Annotated in this window: 14 protein-coding genes; all 14 read right to left on the reverse strand. The window is 42.7% G+C overall.

The genetic code is table 11. From position 1 onward, the window contains the following. Window positions 1-7: 7 nt before the first annotated feature. Window positions 8-4390 (reverse strand): Ig-like domain-containing protein, encoded by a 4383-nt coding sequence (locus MHH56_RS30830; protein WP_339205372.1) that lies wholly within the window; start codon window positions 4388-4390, stop codon window positions 8-10. Between the two features lie 182 nt (window positions 4391-4572). Further along, window positions 4573-5787 carry a methionine adenosyltransferase gene (gene metK / locus MHH56_RS30835; RefSeq protein ID WP_076266208.1) on the reverse strand — a complete coding sequence of 405 codons (1215 nt, stop codon included), beginning with the start codon at window positions 5785-5787 and terminating at the stop codon, window positions 4573-4575. Between the two features lie 158 nt (window positions 5788-5945). Further along, window positions 5946-6221 carry an alpha/beta-type small acid-soluble spore protein gene (locus MHH56_RS30840; RefSeq protein WP_339205373.1) on the reverse strand — a complete coding sequence of 92 codons (276 nt, stop codon included), beginning with the start codon at window positions 6219-6221 and terminating at the stop codon, window positions 5946-5948. 112 nt (window positions 6222-6333) lie between these two features. Further along, entirely contained in the window at window positions 6334-6825 is a 492-nt protein-coding gene (locus MHH56_RS30845; protein WP_339205374.1) for a hypothetical protein, read from the reverse strand. Window positions 6826-6904: 79 nt separating this feature from the next. Beyond that, on the reverse strand, window positions 6905-8980 hold the full coding sequence (locus MHH56_RS30850; RefSeq protein WP_339205375.1) for a hypothetical protein: 2076 nt from the start codon (window positions 8978-8980) through the stop codon (window positions 6905-6907). Between the two features lie 223 nt (window positions 8981-9203). After that, window positions 9204-11744 carry an S-layer homology domain-containing protein gene (locus tag MHH56_RS30855; protein WP_339205376.1) on the reverse strand — a complete coding sequence of 847 codons (2541 nt, stop codon included), beginning with the start codon at window positions 11742-11744 and terminating at the stop codon, window positions 9204-9206. Between the two features lie 492 nt (window positions 11745-12236). After that, window positions 12237-16379: an S-layer homology domain-containing protein gene (locus MHH56_RS30860; RefSeq protein ID WP_339205377.1), complete on the reverse strand. Its 4143-nt coding sequence runs from the start codon at window positions 16377-16379 to the stop codon at window positions 12237-12239. 260 nt (window positions 16380-16639) lie between these two features. Next, a complete protein-coding gene (locus MHH56_RS30865) occupies window positions 16640-17782 on the reverse strand; it encodes an MraY family glycosyltransferase (protein ID WP_339205378.1) in 1143 nt (380 codons plus the stop codon). Between the two features lie 103 nt (window positions 17783-17885). After that, window positions 17886-18590, reverse strand: coding sequence for a WecB/TagA/CpsF family glycosyltransferase (locus MHH56_RS30870; protein ID WP_339209776.1), 705 nt, complete (start codon window positions 18588-18590; stop codon window positions 17886-17888). Window positions 18591-18654: 64 nt separating this feature from the next. Continuing rightward, window positions 18655-19803 carry a polysaccharide pyruvyl transferase CsaB gene (gene csaB / locus MHH56_RS30875; protein ID WP_339205379.1) on the reverse strand — a complete coding sequence of 383 codons (1149 nt, stop codon included), beginning with the start codon at window positions 19801-19803 and terminating at the stop codon, window positions 18655-18657. Further along, the gene (locus MHH56_RS30880; protein WP_339205380.1) at window positions 19767-21911 is read right to left on the reverse strand and encodes a DUF5693 family protein; all 2145 of its coding nucleotides are present in this window, start codon (window positions 21909-21911) and stop codon (window positions 19767-19769) included. Before MHH56_RS30880 ends, csaB begins: the two co-directional genes overlap by 37 nt. Window positions 21912-21946: 35 nt before the next feature. Beyond that, entirely contained in the window at window positions 21947-23674 is a 1728-nt protein-coding gene (locus MHH56_RS30885; RefSeq protein ID WP_339205381.1) for a phospho-sugar mutase, read from the reverse strand. Between the two features lie 33 nt (window positions 23675-23707). Further along, on the reverse strand, window positions 23708-24139 hold the full coding sequence (gene fabZ, locus MHH56_RS30890; protein ID WP_056631018.1) for a 3-hydroxyacyl-ACP dehydratase FabZ: 432 nt from the start codon (window positions 24137-24139) through the stop codon (window positions 23708-23710). 175 nt (window positions 24140-24314) lie between these two features. After that, on the reverse strand, window positions 24315-24848 hold the full coding sequence (locus tag MHH56_RS30895) for a CDP-alcohol phosphatidyltransferase family protein (protein WP_339205382.1): 534 nt from the start codon (window positions 24846-24848) through the stop codon (window positions 24315-24317). Between the last annotated feature and the right edge of the window lie 178 nt (window positions 24849-25026).

Genomic DNA, 25026 nt, shown 5'->3' on the forward strand with positions numbered 1-25026 from the left:
TCATTTATTATGACGAAAGAAATTTCACCTTCTGCAGCAAACGAAGAAGCATAACCGTTCCTTCTGCGCGAGTTGCATTGGTTTGCGGGCTTAATGTTGTTGCTGTTTTACCGCTAATCACACCAATGTACACTGATTTCGCCATATCTGTCTGCGCCCAAGCGCCAACCTTGCCTCGATCCGTATACTTCTTGAGATAAGTTGCGGCCGATTCTGGCAGCTGCACCGTTAGACCAGCCACCTTCGCCGCTCTAATCATCATAACGGCCATTTCCTGACGTGTAATCGGATTGTTTGGCTTGAAGGTGCCATCCGTATTGCCAGCGACGACACCAGCCGCTGAGGCGGCTCCAATATACGCCCCCATCGCTGTGTTCGCATTTACATCCTTGAACTTAGCCGCTGCACTCCTGTCGCTGCTGAGGCCAAGCCCTTTGGCGATATAGGTCGCAAACTCACCTCGTGTAATAGCCTTCTCTGGTTCAAACTTCGTTGCCGAGCGCCCTTCCACGATGAATTTGCGCGACATGATATGGATAGCAGAAGCTGCCCAATGCTTCGATAGATCGGAGAAGCTGGATGAATTGCTAACAAGCGCATAAGCGCTGTTTCCTTTTCTTTTAAAAGTTGCTGTCGTCTTCCCGCCGCTTGTCGTAAGCTCGGTCGGAACATAGGAGAGCCCTCCTGTTGTTGGATCGAACCATACTACGGCAGTTTTACTAGCGTCAACAGACTGAGGGGTTTGAATCGTACGAGAAACATAACTATTCAATTCATTGTACGGCTTCTGCAGGGAGCCACTCACTGTTGTGACATCGAAATGATATGGTCCGGATAACAAACTCGTATTAGTACTGTTAATTTTAGAACTGAGTGCATTCGTTAATGAAGATAAACCTTGATCAATTCGAATAAGCAATTGGCCTTCCGCGATACTGCCGCCTAACAATGTATTGATTTTTAGAAAATCAGATGCATCTAATTTCAGCTCATAAGTAGCATCACCATATTGAACAGCAAATATCGAATTTGCATTTAAACGATAAGCTGCATCAAGAGAGCTTATTGGAACAGCTACAATACCTGCACGTTCAGTTGATGGCACCTTAAATGCTACACGAGGAACAGATAAACCTGCTGTTCGAGCTGCTTGGTATGCTGCAAGTACTCTGTCGTATGAAACCGTATATCGGTTAGCTTGTACGCCTGCAGGAGATGTATCATACAACGTTGTGGCTGCCGAGAGTTTTAATCCGATACCACCGCCATCTGCAGCTTCAAAATCACCTGACAACCCGTCGAGAATAGTCGTCTGATTGGCTGCATTTATATTTGTAAAGCTATTTATTGTAGATCCGTTATTGGTACGAAGTCCAGTAGTAGTAGAGTAATAGGTTACAGTAACCGCTTCGCCCATTAATATAGGTGAAGCTAGCGTTAAGATAACCGAACCTCCGCTAATGTCTACTCTTGAAACCATCCTTAAAGAATTATTCGCTTTTACGAGAAACGAAGCAGTAGAAGGCAGATAACTGCTGTTTAACGTTTCTCCGAAATTAATAGTTAACGTTGAGCCTTTTGCAATCACTCCGTTAATATTGACGTTTTGTCCTCCACCACTGCTTCCTCCTGAAGTGATATTGTTAAAAGAAGATGCAGCATTGCCCGCTAAATCAGTTATTAGTGAAACAGAAGGCACATAAGAAACAGATACGACTTGCCCAGATGTTACTGATGTCGATAGCGTTAGTATAACGGAGTCTCCTGAAATGTAGACCTGAATTACAGGTCGTGCGACTCCATCCACTAGGACACTAAACTGCCCTGCGGAAGGTACACTTTGTGGATTCAAGCTTTTATTATATTTTAAGGTCACATAATTAGTGCTGTAGCTTACATATTGCAATGTAGGTGTTGCTGTATCAGGCGTGCTATACAAACTATAATTATTAAATCCAGCCAAATAGTTACCAGCTGTATCCCTTACTGGATAAGTGCCCTGAGCGTAAGACACTACAACGTTTTGATAATTCTGAATCGAGCCATTTATCGTAAGCAAAATAGTGTTAGCCTTGCTTGAGATTGATGTCGTACTGTAGTTAACGCCACCCACACTAACAGTAAATTGTAAATAAGCGTAGCTGTTTACTGACATTAAGTCTTTGTCAAAGGACAAGGTGATCGCGCTGCCAGATGCGTTTCCGCTAACGATAGTTGGTGCTTTGATATCCTTCGCACCGGATACATCCTGATTGGATATGCTTATCGCTTCATTCCCCGAAGTATCTTGAATGAGTCCTATTGCCGCTTTCGTGTACGATAGTTTTACTAACTGGCCAGCAACAATCGGGCTCGATAGAGTAAGATAAACAGCTTCCCCTCGAACTTGTACGCTTATCACAGACCGAGGAGCGCCACTTACAGTCACATAAAAGCTCCCCGCCGAAGGTACCGCATACACATTCAATTCTTCGTTATAGGTCATCGTAATCGTTGATCCGCTCCACTCAAGCTTGTTTAATACTGGAGCAGTCGTATCCGATCCGAAAGTGCGAAACGTCCATTGATATTCATTCAATATTCCAGCAAAACTGTTGCCTGCTAAATCGGTTACTGCACTTGCATCAATCGTTACATAATAAACTGTATTCGCAGTTAATGCTTCCGAAGGCGTAATGACTAATAGGCTATTATTATTACCATGAACATAATAGTTTGCAGGAATAGCTTTAAGTGCACTATTTCCTACAGGATTAAACGTAATCGTACCTGTAGCACCTTTCATAATTGGTTCACTAAAAGTTGCAGTAATATCTTGCTTTAAACCAACTGAAACGGCATTGTTAACAGGATTCAATAAGGTTAGTGTTGGTCTTACCGTATCTTGAGAAACCGTAAAAGACCAATACGTCGACGAGGATATTCCTGCAAAATGATTTCCTGCTGCATCACGAATAGCGCGATTGCCAATCGTTATATAGTATTTCGTATTGTTTACGAAAGCTTTCTCAGACTCTCCGTTTATCGCTTTATTAGGGTCTATCGTTATCTGATAGGTACCGCCGCCAGTCACGCGTTCCGAAGTAATAGGAATGGAACGAAACAACGATCCTGTTGCAGCTTCTCTAATCTCAATAACTCCGCTGCTTGGAAAGACCGGTTCATTAAAATTAATTTTGAGTACAGAATTTAAGCTGGTGATAGATCCATTCGCAACCGGCAGCAATTCTGTTGCAAGAGGCGGAGTGGTTTCATAGCCCGGGTCTGTACTAAAATTCCAAACGGATGCTCCAGCAATACCATGATACCATTGAGACCCATTTGGGTCTGTCTGGGTGAAGGCTCCAGCATCAATTAAAACATAATAAGCTGTATTCGGCTCAAAGTTAGAGCTTGGAGTTATCTTTACTTGATTTTTGGTTACTGTAATTCTCGATGAAAGAGCACTAAAACGCTCAAAAGTAGTATTATTGCTAACTCTGCGTATTTCAATATATTTGTCCGCACGTGCCTGTATAGCTTTATCGAAAGTAATGAACAGCTCTGAGTTTACTGGTACGGAGGTAGCATTATCAGCCGGAACAAATGGTGCAGCTACGTTTACCGGTGCTGCGTCCGTTGTAAAAACCCATGATGTTCCGTAATATAGATTCCCCGCCGCATCTTGAAATGCAGTATCTGGAATTGTAACGGTGTATGCTGTATTAGGCTGTAGCGCTGCAGGAGGTTGAATGACGATTAGGTTCGTCCCGCTGCCTCTTACCGCGTTGGATGTAACAGCAATAGTACGGCTGTCCTCAACCGAGCTAATTTGTATGTTGCCACTTGCAACATAAACAGGCTCATTAAATGAAATGGTAATCGGTGTAGTCACAGCAATCGGAGCGACAGTTGGCGACAAGCCCGTATGAGAAGGCCTGGTTACATCAACTTCAGCAACGGTACGAAAATTCCAGCTGCTAGCACTTTTTATACCGGCATAACCAACACCATTGGATTGATTAACAAAAGCACCGGCATCTACCAATATGTAATAATTCGTGTTTAAAGCAAAATTATTAGACGGATCTATTGTCACGACACGCTGCGATGAATCAATAGTAATTCGATTAGACGATAGAGGTATACTCTCTACCAAGTTGCTTGTTGCATAATCATAAATATAAATAGACGTTGAACTTGAGCCTTTGCTTACATTTTCATCAAAGGTCATCTTTAAATCAGCGGAGATCGATACATTAATTAGATCGTCGGCTGGGCTCAGACTAAGTACGACAGGACCAGAAGCCGCCGCTGCCACTTGCTGCGGAGCCGATGACCATCCTGCTAAGCTTAATTGGAGCAACAGCATAACAGCGATAAACGAAGATAGCTTGCTCGTTCGATTCATTTCAATTCACTCCTCAAAAAATTACACTCGTACTTTATTTGTCGGTTTCTAAGCATGAAAAATTTAGGTTAAACTACTTTTTTGTACCGATTGAATAACAAAAAAGCCGTCCATGAAGTAGTCATACTACTTTGTGGACAGCTTTTTTAGCCTATAAAGGCTCTTATATTGTATATCGAATCTTAAACTCCGCTTTGAACGCCAGCGTCTGCTTTAAGCTTCTCCGCTTTGTCAACGCGTTCCCAAGGAAGATCAACGTCTGTACGGCCGAAGTGACCATAAGCAGCTGTTTGTCTGTAAATTGGGCGACGTAGATCAAGCATTTTGATAATGCCTGCAGGACGAAGGTCAAAGTTGCTAGTGATGATATCAACAAGTTTATCTTCACCAATTTTGCCTGTTCCATACGTATCTACGTTAATTGATACCGGTTGAGCAACACCAATTGCGTAAGCCAGTTGGATTTCGCATTTGTCTGCAAGTCCTGCAGCTACGATGTTCTTAGCTACATAACGGGCAGCATAAGCTGCTGAACGGTCAACTTTTGTAGGATCCTTACCTGAGAATGCGCCGCCGCCATGACGAGCGTAGCCGCCATACGTGTCAACGATAATTTTACGGCCAGTTAGACCAGCATCACCTTGAGGTCCGCCAATTACGAAGCGGCCAGTTGGGTTAATGAAGTATTTTGTATCAGCATCAAGCCATTCCACTGGAACAACCGGCTTAATAACATGCTCAAGAATATCTTGTTGGATTTGCTCAAGCGTGATTTCTTCCGCATGTTGTGTAGAAACGACAATGGTATCTACGCGAACAGGTTTACCATCTGCATATTCAATTGTAACTTGCGTTTTACCATCTGGACGAAGGTAAGCAAGCGTCTCGTTTTTACGTACTTCAGATAAGCGGCGAGCGATACGGTGAGATAGCGCAATTGGAAGTGGCATAAGCTCAGGTGTTTCGTTTGTAGCAAAACCAAACATTAGACCTTGGTCGCCTGCACCGATATCTTCGTTTTCTTGCTTCATATCTTTGCCATCACGAGTTTCAAGCGCAGCGTTAACGCCTTGTGCAATGTCAGCGGACTGCTCATTGAGCGAAGTCAAAACTGCACATGTACTGGAGTCAAAGCCGTATTTGGCACGTGTATAACCGATTTCTTTAATCGTACGGCGTGCAATTGAAGAAATATCAATAAAATCAGCACGGCTGCTAATTTCACCAATAACAAGTACAAGACCTGTTGCTACAGAAACCTCACAAGCTACACGCGCGTATGGATCTGCTTCTAGAAATGCATCTAAGACAGCATCGGATATTTGATCACAAATCTTATCCGGATGGCCTTCAGTAACTGATTCTGATGTAAACAAATGGCGTCCTTTAACCGACATCCGTATCAACCTCCTACAACCTTAATATTAATAAGTGCGGACATTCTACACAAAAAATGAACCTTTTCCCGTAGGAAAAGGTTGTTTTACAACTCTTCTAAAACAGTATGATACCGAAAATGTCGCTTTGTGTCAATGGACGCCGGAATTTCCAATAATTATTGATAACCGCCAAGCACTGATTCTGCTTGAGCTATCAGCCTTTTGGTGATCTCTCCGCCCACTGAACCAGCTTGCCTCGTTGATAATGCTGACCAGTGTACGCTGTGGCCTCCGGCTCCAGAGGATGCCCCTAGTTCGTCAGCAAACTCAGTGTCCGCTCCTTCGCTTGCATAGCCGCCTGAGGTTAAACCAAATTCTGCAGCTATTTCATATTTCAGTTGATTTAGTGCTGCTTTACTTGTTGGTACTACTACTTTATTCGAACGACTCATAAATGACACCTCCAAAGAATGTAGGAACACAATTGTATTGTGCATCCTTTCATCTTCTTTAAAGCGTATAATCTATTGTCATTTCGGGTAAAATGTTGAACATCCATCCATATTATTGCAAGCTGTATTTCCCTTTAACCAATACCGTCAAGCCATTCTTTTGATTAGGATCTGGCAATATGCCGCGGCCCTCACGTGGGAAAAGCAATAAATGGTTGGTTGGTACAGCTTTCCCTTTAGTTAAATCCGTACCGCCAGTTAGATCAGCTATACCGCTTGCGTCAGAGCTGTAAGCAATTGCCTTGCCTACACGTACAATGACCTCTGTGCCTTGACCAGCCATTAGCGTCTTGCCAGCTGGCACTGTGACAACTTCTAGCGCGGTGTCCGCGACAGGAGTCGTCGTACCGCCTCCAGGAGTGCCTCCGCTTAGCTTGGCGAGTTGTTCATCCACATAGCTTTTGGTGACAACAGGGTCTTCGACAGAGCCCGGAGTCAGCGCATTTGATTCCGCTTCAAGCGGTGATGCAAAGTTTACGCCGACCCACACACCTGCTCCTACTAAAACAACTGCAACTAAACCGCGTATTACCTTTTTCTTCACTTTTGGAAGTCTCCTCTCTATCTCTCATCTCCTATAAAGATACTAGATTTAAGTAGGAGAAACCAGTTTTTTTATAAGTTTAATGATTACCGTCTAGCCAGTTTGTTGTTGATGAGAATTGTACGTCCTTGGCAAATAGCTTTTTCTTATTACCGTTGAAAGTTTCGTATACATTTAAAGTATAGGTGCTCCAATATTGATTACGAGTCATAGCTTTACTGATAGAATTGTAATTTTCTCCGGTTTTCCATTGAATACTTCCTTCTGATTTACCACCGATATCTACAACTTGCGACCAAATTACATCTTTTGTAGGCTCATACTCCAATTCAAATAGTAGTTTAGACTGGCTGAATCCATCGTAGCTATAATCCCTACTTACAATTCCCCCTAAATCTACTTCTAACGAATCTTCAAAAGCAAACACATTAAAATAGTTCAAACCAATTTGGTAAGGGCCAACCTTCAATTTATCGTAGCTTGTAATTGTTTTATTTTCTTCTGGCAATGCAAATGTTACTGCGCGAATATAGCCTTTTGGCGTTGCTGTCGACACTTTTAACAATCCCGTGTCATCAAAAGCTTCTCCAAGTAATAATTGAAGACCTTCACCATTCACATTTGGCGGAAGTTCCGTATAGACAATAATTTGATCCTTATTCGTTGGGTTAATAGCTGAAGATGATTTCACAACTTTCGCTTCATAATAATTACCACTTGTAGACTTAAAATATCCTGTGAAGTATGGTAAAAGATTGCTTCTTGTTTGATTATTAGTCACATCCATATATACGGCGTATATATCATTCGCAGCACCCGAATAAGTTTTCACATCAGTAACTTTCACACTCATTTGTGAACCAGTTGAAGTTTGTGTATAAACATTACCAACTTGAACTGAATAAATTGGTGTGATAACGGATTTTGTTACTTCTGCTACAAGAACCTTATCCTCTTTAACACTTTTGTTGAGTTCTAGTTCGAATTTCTTCCATTCATATTCGTATGGTAGCTTTCCTACAAAGGTCATTGTAGTCGAGGCTCCAGGAGCAAGCCCGATATCACCAGTATTCTTTATATTCTGACTAGCTATATTGATTTTATCATCAATGACCATTGTGCCGCTTAAATCAGGCAATGGCAAATATACAGATTCCTTATTTTTTACAATTAGCTTTGCAATCACGTTATCATCATTGTTCCATGGGAATCGTTGAACGGATTGAAGCTCTACCTCATAATTTCCATTTTCATCTGTAAATGATTTTTTAGAAGATGTTGTCGTACTGAATTTTACGGGTACTTCAAAAGATGCGACAGGTAACTCAATTTGTTCAGTCTCAGCTGCGCCAATTTTTTGTGAAATAATCAATTGCCAACCTGTTGTAGGCACTGTGATTGGAACAGTACCATACAACTGAATAGAATTTAACACAGTAGGCTCTAATGGTTTATTCTGATCCGTTGTATTTTTAAGCTTTAATTGAAACAAGCCTTTTGAAGTCTTTAAGTAATATACATAATCCGGTAGAGCAACTCCAAGCTTACTTGTATTACGTGCTAGATATGTAAGGTTAACCGCATAATTTTCTGCAGTTTTGTTCACAATTGTTTGTTCTACTCGTGTATTAATAATTGTATTTTTAATTTGAATCCCTTTAAAACCTCCAGCTTTAACTACATTGGAATAATTAGCAGGAAAAGTGAATTGCCCAATTAATTTCTCATACCCTGAAACAGAAAAATCGAATTTAATAAAATTAAGAATAAGCTTATCTAGTGTAACACTAGCAGGTACTTCACTATAATAAGTTAAACTTATTGTTGATTTAGGACTTACCTTCTTCTTGCTGTCTTTATCAAGCAACGTCAATATATAATTAGTACCACTTTTTGTTTTTAAGCGAGCCCAATAATCAATTAAATTAATTGAAGTGCTATCCCCGTTATACACAGTAAGAGTAAAGCTTGCTGTTGCTCCTTTTGAGGATGGAATAAGATTCGCATCTGTAAGTTGAACATATGAAGCACTTGATAAATTAATTTTTTTATTTACCGCCGCTGCAGCAGTAGCACGCGAGATAGGAACCGTACTTAGCAATAATGATAGCACTACTAATAGAGAGATAATGAAAGAAGGTTTTCTAACGTTCATTAGCATGTTTGATGTTTCACTCCATATCTTAGAATTTAACATATTAGACGTATCCACCAGCGATTAAGTTTCGCATAGTTAAAAGTTTATTTTGTGGACCAAGTCTATATAAATAACTATAACTCTTTTGTATGAACAGTATATGAACAATAAATCTTATGTACAAAAAAAAGAAAGCTGAGAGTTTACTCTCAGCTTTCTAATTTGGTGTTAGTCGTTAAATTTACTTAACTTTAACAACGACAACGCCAGCTTCGTCGTAGCCATTGTACTTAAGACCACTACCTTGAACAACTACTGTATACTTGGTGTTGTAGTTGTTGCCATCAACAGCTTCACGAAGATCAGCGAACGAACCAACGGAAACTGTATCACCTTTTTTGTAGAAGATTTGTGTTTCAGGAGATACTACAAAAGTAGCATTTCCAGCAACAATTACTCTTGTGCTGTTGTCAACTGTCAAAGAAGAAGCATCAGTTGCTACAGCAATAGCATCAGCATATTCATAAAGAGCGTTACCGGAATCTGGTTTGTCTGTCAATTTAACGAGATCAGATTTTTTCAAATCTTTAACCTTGTTATAAGCATCAACGCCAGTTTCATTGGTTAGTGCAAAAGTTTTCTCTTCACCCTTAACATTTAGTGTTACGGAGTAAGTAGAACCAGTTGCAGAAATATTTTCACTTGCTTTAACGAATAGACCTTGTACGGTTGGAAGATTAGCAGATGAGCCAGCTGTAGTAACTACTACGTACTTAGCTGCGCCGCTAGCATCTGTTTTAACTGCAACTTTAGCGCCTTTAGTTACATCAGCAGCAGTTCCAACAGTGATTGTTGTTTTAGTGCTATCTGATTTATTAACTGAAGCTTTCAAGTAAATTGTGTTGCTGTTAAGACCGTAGCTATTATTGTCAATTGTCAATTTAGAAGCTGTTACTTCAGAAACTACTAGGTCAGCAGCCAAGGAAACAGCACCATGAGCTGCAGGCAAGTTGATAAGACCATCAGTATACTTCAGTTCAACCAAAGTATTTTTCAATGCTACTGTAACATCATCATCTTTCGTGTACTCAGTTACAGACTTAGCATCTTTCAACGAATAGTAAACTACTTTTTTGTAGCCATTCAAAACTTCGCCATCTTTAATGAAGGATTTATCCAATTCAACATTTAGAATTACAGCGAATTGACTGTTATCTACACCAGAAACAGAAGATCTGTAAGCAATTTTACCATCTTTGTTCAAGTGGTAAGTGTACTCAGTTCCAATTGTTCCACCTAGGCCATTAGCAACAACAGCATAAGTTTTGCCACCTACAGTGTAAGTAACGTCATTACCAGACTTACCAATGGAATCAAGTTTGCCAGAAACAGTGTTGCGAGTCGCAACTACGTTTAGAGCATCACCATCAGCATTTTTGATTACGTTAACTACGTCATTTGCTTTCAAATCAGCAAGTGCAGCAGTTTTGCCGTCAAGGGAAATTGCAGTGTTGCTGTTCACTTTGTAAGAAGCGCCACTTTCCTTGCTTGTTACACGGCTGTAATCTTTGTAAGCTGTAACTTCTTCAAATACCAAGTTCGAATCCCAGTTGTTAACCAATAGAGCTTGAACTTTGTCATCGCTGTTCAAAAGAATTACTACTTCTTTATCATTAGCAAGACTGTAGTTGGAAACTTGCTTATCAGTGTTTACATAAGTAACAACACCTGGAGCTGAATTTTTTACTGAACCATCGTTGTAATAAACAGCGTTAGCTACAGTAGTACCAGCAGGGTTTGCATCAGATGTAGTCGTGATAATGTTACCAGCTGCTTGTGCATCTGTTATAGCAAGAATTTTGTTGCTTCCGTTCTTTTTAAGAACGCTAACTGAGTGACCAAGAAGTTCACCTAGTTTTTTGCCGCCAGTTACAAAGAAGTTGTCAGCAGTAACTTCGTTAGCACCGTTAAGGCTAACTTCTTTTTTGCTAGTCAAAGAAGTACCAGTAAGAACTTTATCTTCAGTAGTTCCAAGTTTGTTGATCAATGGAACAAGGTTTGCGTTTGCTGCAAGTTTTTTACCTTTTGTATCAACATCAAGTTGGTTGCCGTCTGCATCGTAGCCAACAAGTGTTGCACCCAAAGTGTTGGATGTCAATTCAGCAACGATACCGCGGTTAGCTTTAGTGCCAGTCGCGATTTCAAGACCATCAAAGATGTTAAGGTTATCAGCTTGAAGTATTACGTTATAAGGCCATGAACCTGAAAGGTGCTTATCTTGGTAACCAAGTGCACGTACCAAAATAGCTACTACCTCTTCAAACTTAACGCTGTCAGAAGGACGGTAGTTACCGTTGAAGCCTTGGATAAAGCCTTTAGCAGAAGCTACGTTGATGTAACCAGTGTACCAAGCATTAGCTTTAACGTCTTTGAACGATGGTTTAACATCATTCATCAATTTCGCTGCGCTTTCGTTACCAGTAGCGATAACAACTACTTTCGCAAGTTCTGCACGAGTAATTGAGTTCTCTGGTTTAAATGTACCATCTTCATAACCTGAAATGATTCCTAGTGCAGTTAGTTCTTCAACTGCTGATTGTACCGGTTTGCCAACAACATCAGATGGTGTTGCTGCAAAAGCTGGAACGGATAATGGTAGTACTAGCGCAGTAGCTAGCACAAATGCTGCTATTTTTTTCTTCATAACCTTTATTTCTCCTCCTCTAAATACGTGCGGTTGTTGAGAGTTTTGTTTAAATAGTGAATTGCTCTTTTCCCTCATAGCCGATTCACCCCCTTTCCAGAGTTGAGCACAGATTTGATATAAATGATGTCTACAATCATGATAAACCCATTTGTAAAATCATGTCGTAGAAACTTGTAAAAAATGCGAGAACATTGCTAGAGTCACGGCACCACTTTAACATTATACAATGGGCAGGTCGTACCGTAAAGAGGAAGTTGAGAATTCATTCCAATTTGTTTCCAGCATGAGTAGGTCTCGCGCATCAAATCATGTGTTTGTTACAACGTCATGTATTTAAACGCACGTGACAATGAAAAGTTGCGATGTTCTAAAAAAAACTTTAAAAGTTTTTTTCTTTTTCCGTTTTTTCTTAATTATGTACATCTAACTGTAATCTACTCCCTGCTTTGTTTAGTATAGCTTGTTTTCATAGAGCTCGTCGATGCTAAACATTTTCCATGGATAAAGTTTCTCCTCTTGCTAAGAAATAAAAAGGGTCGACACTGCGGTCGACCCTTTCGCTTCTTGTTATTTGCTATAAATTTTAGGAAGCTTACCTAAATCCGCCATTACTCTAGCCATGATTATTGCAGCATCACTCCGCAATAGCTTAGCTTTTGGTTCGAATACTGATCCAGACTTTGGATTTTTGACATCAATTAACGAACCTTGAATGAATCCTTTTTTCTGGATAGCCATAACAGCCGGTATTGAGTAATAGTCAAAGTTCCCAGAATCTTTGAAAGCCTTATCCAGGGCCGACTTTGCTTTTTGAGCGTTCGTCTCCAGCTTCAGGTTTAATGCCCTTGCCAGCACAACTGAAGCATCTTGACGAGATAAATCTACATCCTCATCGAAAAACCCTGGTCTAGTGCCACGAACAAATCCTGCACGCGCTGCCGTTTCGATATAACGGTAGTCATAAATTGCATTAGCGTTATTAGCATTGGTAATCGTCTCTGGATAATAAGAGAAATGCAGATCTCCACCATAGTTCAATGGAATATCGAGCGCACGAATAATCATCCGCGTGAATTCTCCCCTTGTTACGTAACGATCGGCGCCAAAAATACCAATTGGATCTACAGCATTCATAACTCCTTTAGCATAGATGGCTTCCATAGCCTCTCTCGCATAAGGGTGATCGTTAATGTCGTTATATCCACGAGTAAGCTTAACCGCTACATAATATCCGAATTTGGTAAACGGAACGGTTATTGTATGTTTTTTCTCGTCAACAACTCCACCAATGTTTTCCCATGTACTATTGTAAGGGTCAAATCGGAATACGGTAATCGTCGTACCTGCACTTTGCGACACGTTAGAATCATAAGACAATGTAAGCTTGCCGGGTGCTGTAGGTGCAAGTTCAAGACCGAACTTATTCCATCGTTTCGCAAAGCTATCCGTTGCTTTGCCTACTATGTTCGGGAACGGGAATGGATCCGTTCCTGTTGTTACAGGATCAAACAATGGCGATGATGGATCTGGATTATCTGCTTGACCACCATCAATCCAAAATAATGGGCTTGCTTTAATGAACTGTCTAGCTTGGTCTTGGAACCGATATCCAATATGCAAGTTGCCTTCTGCCAAACTGTTAGCAGAATAGTTCGGTGGCTGACCTTCAAATTCATGACGATCTACAATTCCATCATTTGGACTTGCAATCGCAAATAAAATATCATTATCGCTGTATACTTGTCCTGAATAATTTGTTGATGCATTGTAAGTTGGTCGGACAAGCTTACTCTTACTTGCGAATGAGAGAACTAGACTATTATTGAAAACCTTATGTGAGCTTTGCATCTTTTGCAAAAATTGAGCCCCGGGAATGTTTGCAGGCTGATACATAACTTCAAAGGAGTCTTTAATTTTGTCCTTCCCACGTGTAATCGTAAATTCTATTTTGCTTGCTTTATTCGCTTTTACATCTTTGACCGTCAGACTAAAGGCATCAACAAGTTGTGGCGTACTTTGGCTGTAATCAATAAACTTTACTTTTTTAGCTGTTTCTTTTCCAATTACGATTGATTCCGCACCTGGTGAGGCAATGATGACTTCAACATAGTTTTGGTTTATAGTCCGCTTTTCTTTAAGTGGTGCCAAAATTGAGTATGGAATAGAAGTAGCATCGATTTCCATACGGTAAGTTGCTCGTGGACCTGCTTCTCCACTGTTAAACACGGTCATACCATAGACCTGTGAGCTGCCATCTTCAGGCATTTTTTGGTTAACGATTTTGAAGTAGAAGTATTGTCCCTCCACATCATAGAAGAAATCAATTTTTGCATCTGCATTAGAGACGTTTTTGTCTACTCCGGAATTATAAGGAACCTTTTCATATGCCGGCAACGGTACTCCATTTTTGGTCGGCGTAAATTCCTTCGTTAAATCCCATTTTATATCTGATTTCCAATTGGGCGATGAAATCCGTATTATATATTGTCCTTGAGTTGAACCTAAATTTTTATGGCCTGTTTCAAAGTAACCCTCACCGCCAAGATCAATGAAGTCAAATGTGCCGTACACGTTCAAACGAGCTTCCTTCGTCGTATATATACTGCCTTGCTTAGGGAAATTGGCATCATTCGGAAGCGGTTTTGAAAGACTTGCACTATACGGGTACACTCCATCGGTATTAGGAGCAGGTATCACAGGCAAGTTAGTTGGTACGACACTAAATTTAAACGCATTTTCATAATTATTTTTATCGGTGCGGAATACGAACTTTACATTATTTTCTCCAGCTTTATTTAGGATGTTGAATATAAAAGCTGCTGTTTTGGCTTTATCAGCTGCAGTCCCAAGAGGCTGGAACTTTGTTGTTGTTCCATTACTCTCTAATGGAATCTCCACATTGTTAATATATAAGAACACAGTCTGCTTTTTGGTGCCACTGCTGGCATAGATAACTTCTGCTTCATTGGCTACATTAAATAATTGTCCGCTAAACATACCCAGCTTGTTCAACAAAATTGTTGGGTCGGTTTCTCTTACTGAATCGTAATCAACCTTCATTCCTTCAACTAATGTGTTGAACTTCACATAGGGTCCATACAAGAGTTTGGCAACGATTATTTTCTCTTCGCTAGTGCCGCTGTTTAACTTAAATGATATTGAATTCGTTCCGAAAGTGGGCAATTTATTGATCTCAATAAACAACCGTAAAAAAGGCAACGATTGGTTGTTGACGGTACGGTAAACAACCTCTGAATGATTAATTTGTTTGAAGATAGAGTCTGTATCTGCTTGTTTTTTTCCATTTATCGTAAAAAGATCGACATTTGGTGTCGTGATGCTGCTATAATTGCCCACCAACACCTCTACGCCCATAGGCATGGAGTAAACATTAACACCTTCACTTGGGATGTCTGTTCCTTGGAGCCCTTGAAGGCGACCAGCATTTACTGGTGTAGTATTCATAGATTGATCATAGCCTGATAAATAATTGATATCGTAAATATAGGCTAGGCTGTTGTTACGTACAGTAAAAGGAATCCAATTTGAGCCTTGAAGGATGTTGCCATTAGGCGCTATAAAGCGAAGCTGATTGGATTCATCGAAATTAATTGTTGGCAAATTATATTTATATGTTACTGTTATAAATTTAGTCGTAGTGTCAATGGTTGCTGGTGTGAATGTAATTGAATTCGCAATCGGTTTTATTGAGTTTGCTGCTGCTCCACCTTGTTTCAGTTCTAAGCTTAACATTTCTGCAAGATTAGCTGCAGTTACATCAACTGTTTCTGCTCTATTTCCATCTTTATCGATATCTGTGACATCATATAATGGAAGCGGTACAATGACATTTCCAGATACTTGAATAACTTTTGCACCATTAGAGTCCGTCGAAAAGTTTAAATTAGGTTCTAACACAGAAGACTGTGTTCCCGATGTCATTTTCAGATCATAAAACGTTACTTCGCCGTTATAGAAAGCAACCTCGCGAGTCGTTTCCACAACTTGTCCATTATTATGCACCTTTAAAACAATTGTATTGATACCCTTCTGAATGCTAAGCAGAGATGTACTGAAACGGCTGTCGCTGGTCGAATTCGAAACGTTGAAATCGTAGCTTCTGCCATTAATGACTACCGTTATTTTTTGAGCATTTGGTGCTTTACCAGAAATGACGATTTCACCGTTTTGCTGTACGATAGGCGCTGTTGAATAGAGCATTGTCGGTTGGTCTTCCGGCATTGCATAATCTTTATTCTCAAATGTAGCTTTTAAATCGTAAAGCATAGGACTATTACGATATTCAATATATATGGATTCGCTGACAGTTGATGTCCCAGCTATTCCTTTAAACGTAATTTTATTTAGTCCAGGAAAAAGAGTAACGTTGGAAATGACAATGCTATTATCTCCGCTTGATGTAGATATGCCTGTTGTGATTTCTTCGGTCGTGTTTACTTCCTTTTCTATAGATCCATCCCAAGTTATTTGCTTTACATTATAGCTGATCGAATTACCAACTACCCCATTAATTGTACCTTCGAGCTTTACAGACTGACTAGATACAATGCGTGCACTTCCAGGTGATGCATTTTCATTTGAAAACAAGAAATAGGAGCCTGCAGCTGTTACCGTTTGTGAAGCTCCGAACGGCGGCAACAATGTAATCAACAGTGCCAGCGTTAGCGCTAATGATAGTAATCTTTTCAAAACAATGTTCCTCCTTTATGTATATGACGAGCATGGGTATTTGAATGATAAATGGCCTGACGACTATGCGGCTTACCTTTGAATAAATCTTCCTCCCTTTTCCTCTTTAGTCAGCTTTGATGCAATTGCAGTTAGGCGCACTGACCGCAGAAAAGTTCTGTACAGTTGTTATCGGCTTTTGGCTCCCAATTTTTTAGCTATTTGGTCGATTTTCAACAAAAAAAGAGCCCTGATTCCGTTAAAGGATTCAGAGCTCTTGTTTATTTGGAACGGGATTCAGCATCCAGCTTGAGTCGAAGTCTCATTCGAGCTAGGAAATTAATAAGCGGCCTGCGTGTTTTGTCCACGATACCGGTTACTTCTGCCCCGATCTGCAAGAAAAACATTAGCATACATATGACGGCAAAAGTGATCCAGTTCGCCGCACTCGATTGTACGACAGCCGATTGCACGATTGCGAGTCCGCCGAATATAGCAGCTACTCCCCAAATGATAAGTACGGTACGACGGTGGCTGAAGCCAAGGTCGCGCAGACGATGGTGCAAATGCCCTTTGTCTGGAGCAAATATCGGTTTCTTGTTTACCCAGCGGCGAACGATTGCGAAGAAGGTATCCGAAAGCGGAACGCCGATAATGAGCAGCGGTGTTACAAACGATACCATCGTTACCTGCTTGAAGCCAAGCATCGAAAGCGTTGCTAGACTGAAGCCGAGAAACAGTGAGCCTGAGTCACCCATAAATATTTTTGCAGGATGAAAGTTGAAAACGAGAAAGCCGACAATTCCGCCCAGCAGCAATGTGCTCAGTAAGATAACTGGTTGGAAGCCCATCAGTGATGCCATCACAACAATCGTTGCAATCGCGATGCCTGACACGCCGGCTGCAAGCCCGTCCAAGCCGTCGATCAAATTAATGGCATTCGTTACACCGACGATCCAGAGAATCGTAAGTGGAATGCTGATCCATCCAGCAATTGGCTGCATCGTTTCACCGAACGGAATGTTCAGCAAGTCGATCTTTACGTCGAAGACGAAAACGACTACGCATGCCGCCGCGATTTGACCGAGCAGCTTCACTTTAGCTGAAAGCTCGAAGCGGTCATCGAAAGCACCTAAAATAATAATCATCGTACCGCCGACTAGCAGCGCGTTGATCATATTGGAATCTTGCGGACGGAGCAAGCCGTCTGGTATAAATGGCGATAAAATAAAGAATGCGCCAACGAATGCAATATAAATAGCTAGACCGCCAAGACGCGGCATAATGCGCGTGTGTACCTTGCGGTGATTTGGTTTGTCTATTGCGCCTACTTTGAAAGCAAATTTCTTAACAAGCGGCGTCATCGCAATGGCTAGAACAAGAGCGATTATGAACCCAATTGAATACAGCAAGCCTACCGGCATGTGTGCAACTCCCCTTTTCTTTCTACCGAAGTGAATTATACTCCGATTGGAAAGGAAACTCCAACCCCGTTTTCAACCAATTTTCATGGTTTTAACGAGAATTTCACGGTGTAGGTCGAGGTTTTGTAACGTTTTCTTTGTCGCGAACCACTTTCACTACGAATTTCGGCAAAACAAGCATTCTTTTGTAGCGTTTAGGCTCTTGCAGCAAGCGATAAAACCATTCGAGCCGAAGTTTTTGGAAAATATTCGGAGCCCGCTTTAGTTTACCCGAAACAACATCGAAGCTTCCGCCAACGCCCATAATCAATGGTACGCCCAGCTTTTGCTTGTATTTCACAATCCACGGCTCCTGTGTATCCGCACCTCGTGCCACAAACAATAAATCAGGAGCAGCCGCACGGATTTCTTCGATGACTTCCTCATCCTGATCAGGGCCAAAAAATCCGTTCCGATAACCTACAATTTTCACTTGAGGATATTGCAGCTGCAGCTTCTCTGCCGCCGCTTCAATAATTTCCTGTGAGGTGCCAAGCAGGTAGGCCTTCCATCTACGCTTTTCACCCTCATGCAGCAAGCGGTGAAGGAGATCAAACCCCGTCACACGTTCTGCAACAGGCTGTCCTACGTATTTGGCCGCCCATACAACTCCTGCACCATCAGGCACAATAAGGTCTGCACGCCGCATCATCGCACTATACTTGGGGTCCTCGACGGCAGACATAATCATGATCGGATTAGCGGTAATCACATGGGTTACGCGTCTTTCTTCGATCGCTTCTATTAAGTAATTGACTGTGTCATCCATGCCCACTTTGGAGAATGGTATGCCGTATAACGGCACAGTTGGTAGTTGTTTCGACAAGAGGAACTCACCTCGATAATGTATGACGCAGCAAATGTACAATTTGTTGCGCCGGTCTTTGCGATTGTTGTTTTAAAAGGTCGATTGCTGGCTTGTGCTTTGCCTGCCATCCTTCTTTGTCAGACAGCAGCAAACCTGCTGCATCTGCGAATTTTTCGGCATCGAGCTGCTCCGTCGTGCCGATGGCTTTGATGCCAAGACGACCCAGAAATTGGTCGATCTTCGGGTCGTACGAGAGGCCAAGCATAGGAACCCTTTGGCCGGCGGCATAAATAAGCGCATGGAGGCGCATGCCGAACAAAGCGTCGCACCGGCTGACCTCAAGCAGCATTTGCTGGGGGTCGTCGCCGGGCGCGGCCAGCTCGGCGGTGGAACCGTCGCCGAGCCTGCCGCGCAGCCGTTCCAGCACCTGCTCCGACGCTACAATGTCGGAGGGTGTGTGGAACGGCAGGAAGCGCAGCCGGACAGGCATGCGCTTCGACAGCGCGACTAGCGCATCGGCGGCGCGTTCGAGATCGGCCCCGTCACTGCGCCAGGGGCGCAGCGATACACCGACCAGCGGCGCAGCAGCAGGGTCGGAAGCTTGTCCAGCCGCTGATGAATCCACAGGGAGCGGCAAGCCCATGACCGGATCAGGAACAACATCGATCCGATCACTAGGCACGCCGATTCGTCCAAGCAAAGCAGCGGATTCCCCATCCCTAACGGATACATATGCGCTTTGCTTCATCACTCCGCGAATCATAGGGTCCATCCAGCGCCGAATCACAGGGCCAATCCCTTGCGAATAAGCGAATGTAGGCTTACCCAGCAATTGGGCCAGCTTCATGACGCCAGTATAGTAAGGAATCGTTTTGGCGCTTGTAACATCCTGCAGGAGGCTTCCGCCTCCGCTTATTAGACCGTCGCTGCCTTTCAATGCTTTCCATAGATCTCCTGGATGCATGCGGCGGACAGCTTCAACGCCGTACATACGGCTTGTCCAATCTGGATCACCTGATAAAACGATCGGCTGAATTTGTACGCCCTGCGCTTTGCCTTCTTCTTCTAGTGCTAGCAATATCGATTTGAGTACCGCTTCATCACCGCTGTTGTAGAAGCCATAATAGCCTGAAATTACTATTCGACGAACTTGCGGATGATGGCTGGTGCCCATTTACGAATTGCTCCTTCCACGATCTGCCATGCCAAAATCAAGATACATCCGATTATGATACCTGTACCCAAGCCGAGCGCTACACGAATCATCGAAATGTGAAGTGGTGTATGAAGATGTGCAAACGTATCAACCATCGTCAACTGACCAATCGAACCAATGATAACAAGCAGCCATGCCGCGCGATAACGAAGTGCAAGGAACAAGCCAAGCAGCAGCGGCGGATGACCAAGCATGAACTCTTTAAAGCGCGGTCGTACGCCGAATGTATTTTCCAGCCAGCCGCGAATTAGCAGCTCAATAGCAGGTGCTTGTCCACCATTCCCTGTACGAGACAAGTAATAGAAGCCGATTATGCCAATGACTCCAGCTACTATAATCCACGTTAAGGTAATAGGTTGAGAAAGCAGCTTGCGCAGCTTTCCAATTGATGTTTGACCGTTATAGAAAAACACATAAATGGCCACAAGGATAATCGGAGCCAAATGCAGCACACTCACGCCGCGGAATTGTTCCAATACAAGATTGTACGTAATATTGTTCAACAATCCGAATATCATCGGCGCTCCCATAAGAGAGATGAGCGTCGCCACTATAAACCAATTCAGAGCAAGGCCAAAACGTCTTCCCGTAGATATGGCAGGGAATATCCATTTCATACGATTGCCGTTCTCATATACAGCACCTGGCTGCTGAGGAGTCTGCCCTTGCTGGCTTCTTCCTACTGACCAATTCGTTCCGCCAATAACACGACGCTCGCCAACGGTACGGGAATAAATCCGATTCATTACCCATATAAGAGCCAGCGTAGGAGCTGCAATTGAAGCACCTAATGCAAGTCCTTGCTCCATAAGCGAGCTGTTTAGCTTGTACAAGCCTGCGCTTCCAACTAAGCCAATCGCATAAACGGGTATATAAACGCCTGGAATAAATGCGCCGATTAACAAAGTAATCAGTGCTACTGCAGCCGCAGCAACGATTGCACGTAGCGGTTTATTCCAAGAAGGCTGCTCATGATCAAACGGTTTTGGCTTGCCTGGCGTAAAGCCGGCGTCCGAGAGCTTATCTACGATTCCGCCCTCTTCACTCATTGCCTCAGCAATGCGGTCCAAGGAGTGAACCACCTTTGCTTTATCCGTATTGGACTGAGCTGTCCCGTTCAAGAAAAACATCCGGATATTACGATCCTTCGCCGCTAAAAGAAAACGATCAGCAATAGCTTCCGGCGTCATCGTCATACCGTCGTTCTCCGACAATGAATATAATCTGACTACATTATAATTTGTAATATAAGCTAATTTATTTATGCCTTGTTGCGGTTTTTTCAAATTTTCTATGGTCGCTACGCCCATATCGTATTTTTTGAGTAGTTCTCCGAACTGATAAAGGCTGTTATCCATCGCTTGATCGGATGCACCCTTTACTTTGTCACCGTCGAACAATACGCGGTCTACATCGTATTCCTTTAATTTCGCAAGCATAGCATCTGTTGCCTGCTGATCATAAGGCTTAATACGGTCAGATAAGCGAGGCAATATTTGAATTCCGGCATTATGAATTGTTTCAAGTGAAATCGGATCAAAATCCATCGTCTTCATAACTGCCTCTGCAATTGGCATCTCAACGACTAAGCCATTTCGGCCACCGTACGACCAATTGCTATACACAGCCTCGGAACGATCAAGCGCTTCGCGAACAATCGGACCAATCATTTCTTCTTCTTTGGGCCCATTGAACAAAATATAAGTAAAGTTTTGGCCTACCGGCTCAAATTTACTTTGAAGTAGTGCAGCATCTCTGGAGCTGTAGAAAGTAAGTCTGCCGGAGATTTGCAGATCCTTCAGAGAGCTCTCATAAACAGCCATTGTAGTGACGCCAGCTTCCTTGAGCATCTCCAGCTTCTCCGTTAAAAATTGTTGCGGGCGAGCCTGACGCTCCGCCACCTCAATAATATCCCGATAATCAAATACATATTCCACTTGCTTCGACGATTTTTCCATTTCCATACGAACGGCACCGAGCGGCAATGCTGCCGCCACCCCGATAATTGCAATGATCCATAATGCGAATCTTGCACGCCGATTCCATTGCTGCCAACGTAAAAACACACAATTCCTCCGTTCTAAACAGGTTAATTATTGTACTATTCGGTAGAGTCTACCCGTTCCATAACGGAGGCTTGCAATGTTTGCAGCGCCTCAACAGCAGCATCCTTCGACTCACTTTTAACCGCAAAATAAACTTTGATTTTTGGCTCCGTGCCAGATGGACGAAGGCAGAACCATGAGCCATCCGCGCGCAAATATTTCAATACGTTTTCCGGACGCAAGCCATCTTGGCCTTTGCCGTAATCAAGCACACGCTCCACTTTGACGCCGCCGATTTCTGTAGGCGGGTTTTGACGCCAGTCATCCATAATAGCGCCTATTTTTTGCACGCCATCAAGTCCCTTAAGTGTACGCGACTCCAGGCCTTCCAAATAGAAGCCATGCTCAGCGTATAACTCTAAAAGAACATCATATAGCGTTTTCCCTTGACTGCTATAATAAGCTGCAGCTTCAGCAATTAATAGCGCAGCAACGATCGCATCTTTATCACGCGCATAAGTTCCTGTTAAATAACCGTAGCTTTCCTCATAGCCAAATAGGAAGGTATGCTCTCCTGTTTGCTCATAACGAGTCATTTTTTCACCAATATATTTGAAGCCGGTCAACGTGTTCTCAACCGCTACTCCATAGGAACGGGCAATATCTGCGCCTAGTTCACTTGTTACGATCGTTTTGATCACTACGCCATTGTCTGGCAGCTGTCCACGTTCCTTCAACTGGCTTAGCACATAATGAACCATTAGCGCACCCGATTGGTTGCCAGTGAGTACCACGTACTCGCCCTCATTGTTTTTCACAACCGCACCCATACGGTCTGCGTCAGGATCAGTACCGATAATGATATCAGCATTCACCTGCTGCGCCAGCTTAATCGCAAGCGTGAATGCTTCGCGCTCTTCCGGGTTAGGAGACTTTACCGTGCTAAAATATCCATCCGGCTGCTCTTGCTCCGGTACGATATGCACATTTTTAAAACCAACCTTTTTCAACACTTCGCGAACAGGCATGTTGCCAGTGCCATGTAGAGGTGTGAAGACAACACTAATTTTTTCTCCAACTTCACCTTTAATAAGGTCAGCATTCAAGCTCTGAGCAACAACCGTATCAATAAATTGTTGATCGGCGTCATCTCCAAGCCAGCGCAGCAATCCTTTTCCTTCCGCTTCTTCGCGGCAAACCCGTTTCACTTCATCGAAACCCGCGATTTGACTGATAGCAGAAATAACTTGTTCAGCTTCCTCAGGAATAAGCTGGCAGCCGTCAGCGCCATATGCTTTGTAACCATTATATTCTGGCGGATTGTGGCTTGCCGTAATGACAATTCCACTTGCTGCATTCAGCGCACGTACCGCAAAAGAAAGCTGTGGTGTTGGACGAAGCGCCGTGAACAAATAAGTAGTGATGCCGTTGCCCGCAAGCACAAGCGCTGCATCTAGTGCAAACTCAGGTGAATTATTGCGGGAATCGTGAGCGATAACAACAGAAGGAGCCGCTCCATCCGCCGATTTTCCAGCAAGTAGCCAATTTGCAAGTCCCTGTGTTGCTTTACCAACCGTATAAGTATTCAAACGATTCGTTCCTGCACCCATAACGCCGCGCAAGCCGCCCGTACCAAATTCAAGGTCGCGATAAAAGCGATCCGTAATTTCTTTTTCTTGTCCTTCAATACTGCGAAGCTCGTCCTTTGTTCCTGCATCAATCAACGGATCATTAAGCCACGCCTCATATTTAGCAATAACATTAGCATTCGTTTCGTTCGTCATATTTAGCAGCCTCTTTCATTCATGAATTTTAATTTATGAAGGATTAGATAAAGCAAACATAAGCTCGCCTTCGGCAACGATTTGATCGCCAACCCGTGCTGTTCCTTGTCCTTTTCCAATAGAGCCCTTCAGCCTTGTAATTTGGACCTCTAGCGTCAACGTATCGCCAGGCTTAACTTGACCGCGAAAGCGGAAGCCGTCGATGCCTGCAAAAAAACCAAGCTTTCCACGATTGGCTTCAATCATCAGCATCGCTACAGTACCTACTTGCGCAAGCGCTTCTACTATAAGCACGCCTGGCATAACCGGATAACCAGGAAAATGACCAACAAAGTAAGGTTCATTCATCGTAACATTTTTAAGACCGACTGCGCGTACGCCTGGCTCAACCTCCAAAATACGGTCGATTAGCAGAAACGGCGGGCGGTGCGGAATGATTTCTTGAATTTGGTTAATATCCAACATGAAAAAAAGCCCCTCTCAATTGTTAAGTTAGGTAGTATAAAAAGTGTCATTCTGTACGACACTATACATATCCCTCATAAACTGCAGTTTATGAAGGTTAAGATAAGAGGCTTGGCTGCTTGGACCCGAAGTGTCCTCCGCCAAGCCTCTTTGTTCATATGTAGTGACTTGATGATCACGAATGTCCAGTAGGTGTTTCTGTTATGTGTTTATTCAGCGCTTTAAACATGACGATATACATCATTGAAGTAATGAATGAAAAGCCAATAACGCCCCACAAATAAACATGAGCATTCGGCGCTTCAAAGAAAATGAGCATTATCGCTACATAAAAGAGCACAGTTGTCAGCTTTCCCATCCAGTTGGCAGGCACCGTCTTTTTCCCTCGGAAGTGAAAATAGAATCCCCCCGCTATCATGCCCAAATCGCGCAAAAACATCGCTGCAGCCGCAGCCCAGGAAATATGGCCGGATACGAGCAGCGATACAATAACAGTGATCAGCATCATCTTGTCCGCAAGCGGATCAAGCATCATTCCAGCCGTTGTAATCTGACCAGTTCTGCGCGCGATATAACCATCAAGAACATCGGTAATGCCGGCAGCAACCATAATCAAAAAGGCAGGAATCATATGTCCTTCCGCAAAAATCACGATGTAGACAGGGATTAATAAAAAACGCAATGATGTTAATAGATTCGGCAGATTCAACTATTCACGCTCCTCTACCTATAACTGACGGTCCACCATGGTTCCCAACTATTATACAACTACCTCCCGTAAAAATAAAACTATCCGCTGTTCCTAATAAGCAAAGCAAATTGCAAAAGTTAGTTCTAACTGACTATTTGCAATTTTTTAAGTATACATTTTGCGATCGTTATTCATT

It is taken from the genome of Paenibacillus sp. FSL K6-3182 (genome assembly GCF_037976325.1).
Lineage (GTDB): Bacteria > Bacillota > Bacilli > Paenibacillales > Paenibacillaceae > Pristimantibacillus.

Excerpts from the sequence above, each read along its gene's own strand:
- csaB (WP_339205379.1), bottom strand. The coding sequence starts at position 19,803 with ATGGGCACCAGCCATCATCCGCAAGTTCGTCGAATAGTAATTTCAGGC.
- MHH56_RS30855 (WP_339205376.1), bottom strand. The coding sequence starts at position 11,744 with ATGAGGGAAAAGAGCAATTCACTATTTAAACAAAACTCTCAACAACCG.
- MHH56_RS30850 (WP_339205375.1), bottom strand. The coding sequence starts at position 8,980 with ATGAACGTTAGAAAACCTTCTTTCATTATCTCTCTATTAGTAGTGCTA.
- MHH56_RS30865 (WP_339205378.1), bottom strand. The coding sequence starts at position 17,782 with ATGCCGGTAGGCTTGCTGTATTCAATTGGGTTCATAATCGCTCTTGTT.
- fabZ (WP_056631018.1), bottom strand. The coding sequence starts at position 24,139 with ATGTTGGATATTAACCAAATTCAAGAAATCATTCCGCACCGCCCGCCG.
- MHH56_RS30830 (WP_339205372.1), bottom strand. The coding sequence starts at position 4,390 with ATGAATCGAACGAGCAAGCTATCTTCGTTTATCGCTGTTATGCTGTTG.
- MHH56_RS30870 (WP_339209776.1), bottom strand. The coding sequence starts at position 18,590 with ATGGATGACACAGTCAATTACTTAATAGAAGCGATCGAAGAAAGACGC.
- MHH56_RS30885 (WP_339205381.1), bottom strand. The coding sequence starts at position 23,674 with ATGACGAACGAAACGAATGCTAATGTTATTGCTAAATATGAGGCGTGG.
- MHH56_RS30840 (WP_339205373.1), bottom strand. The coding sequence starts at position 6,221 with ATGAGTCGTTCGAATAAAGTAGTAGTACCAACAAGTAAAGCAGCACTA.
- metK (WP_076266208.1), bottom strand. The coding sequence starts at position 5,787 with ATGTCGGTTAAAGGACGCCATTTGTTTACATCAGAATCAGTTACTGAA.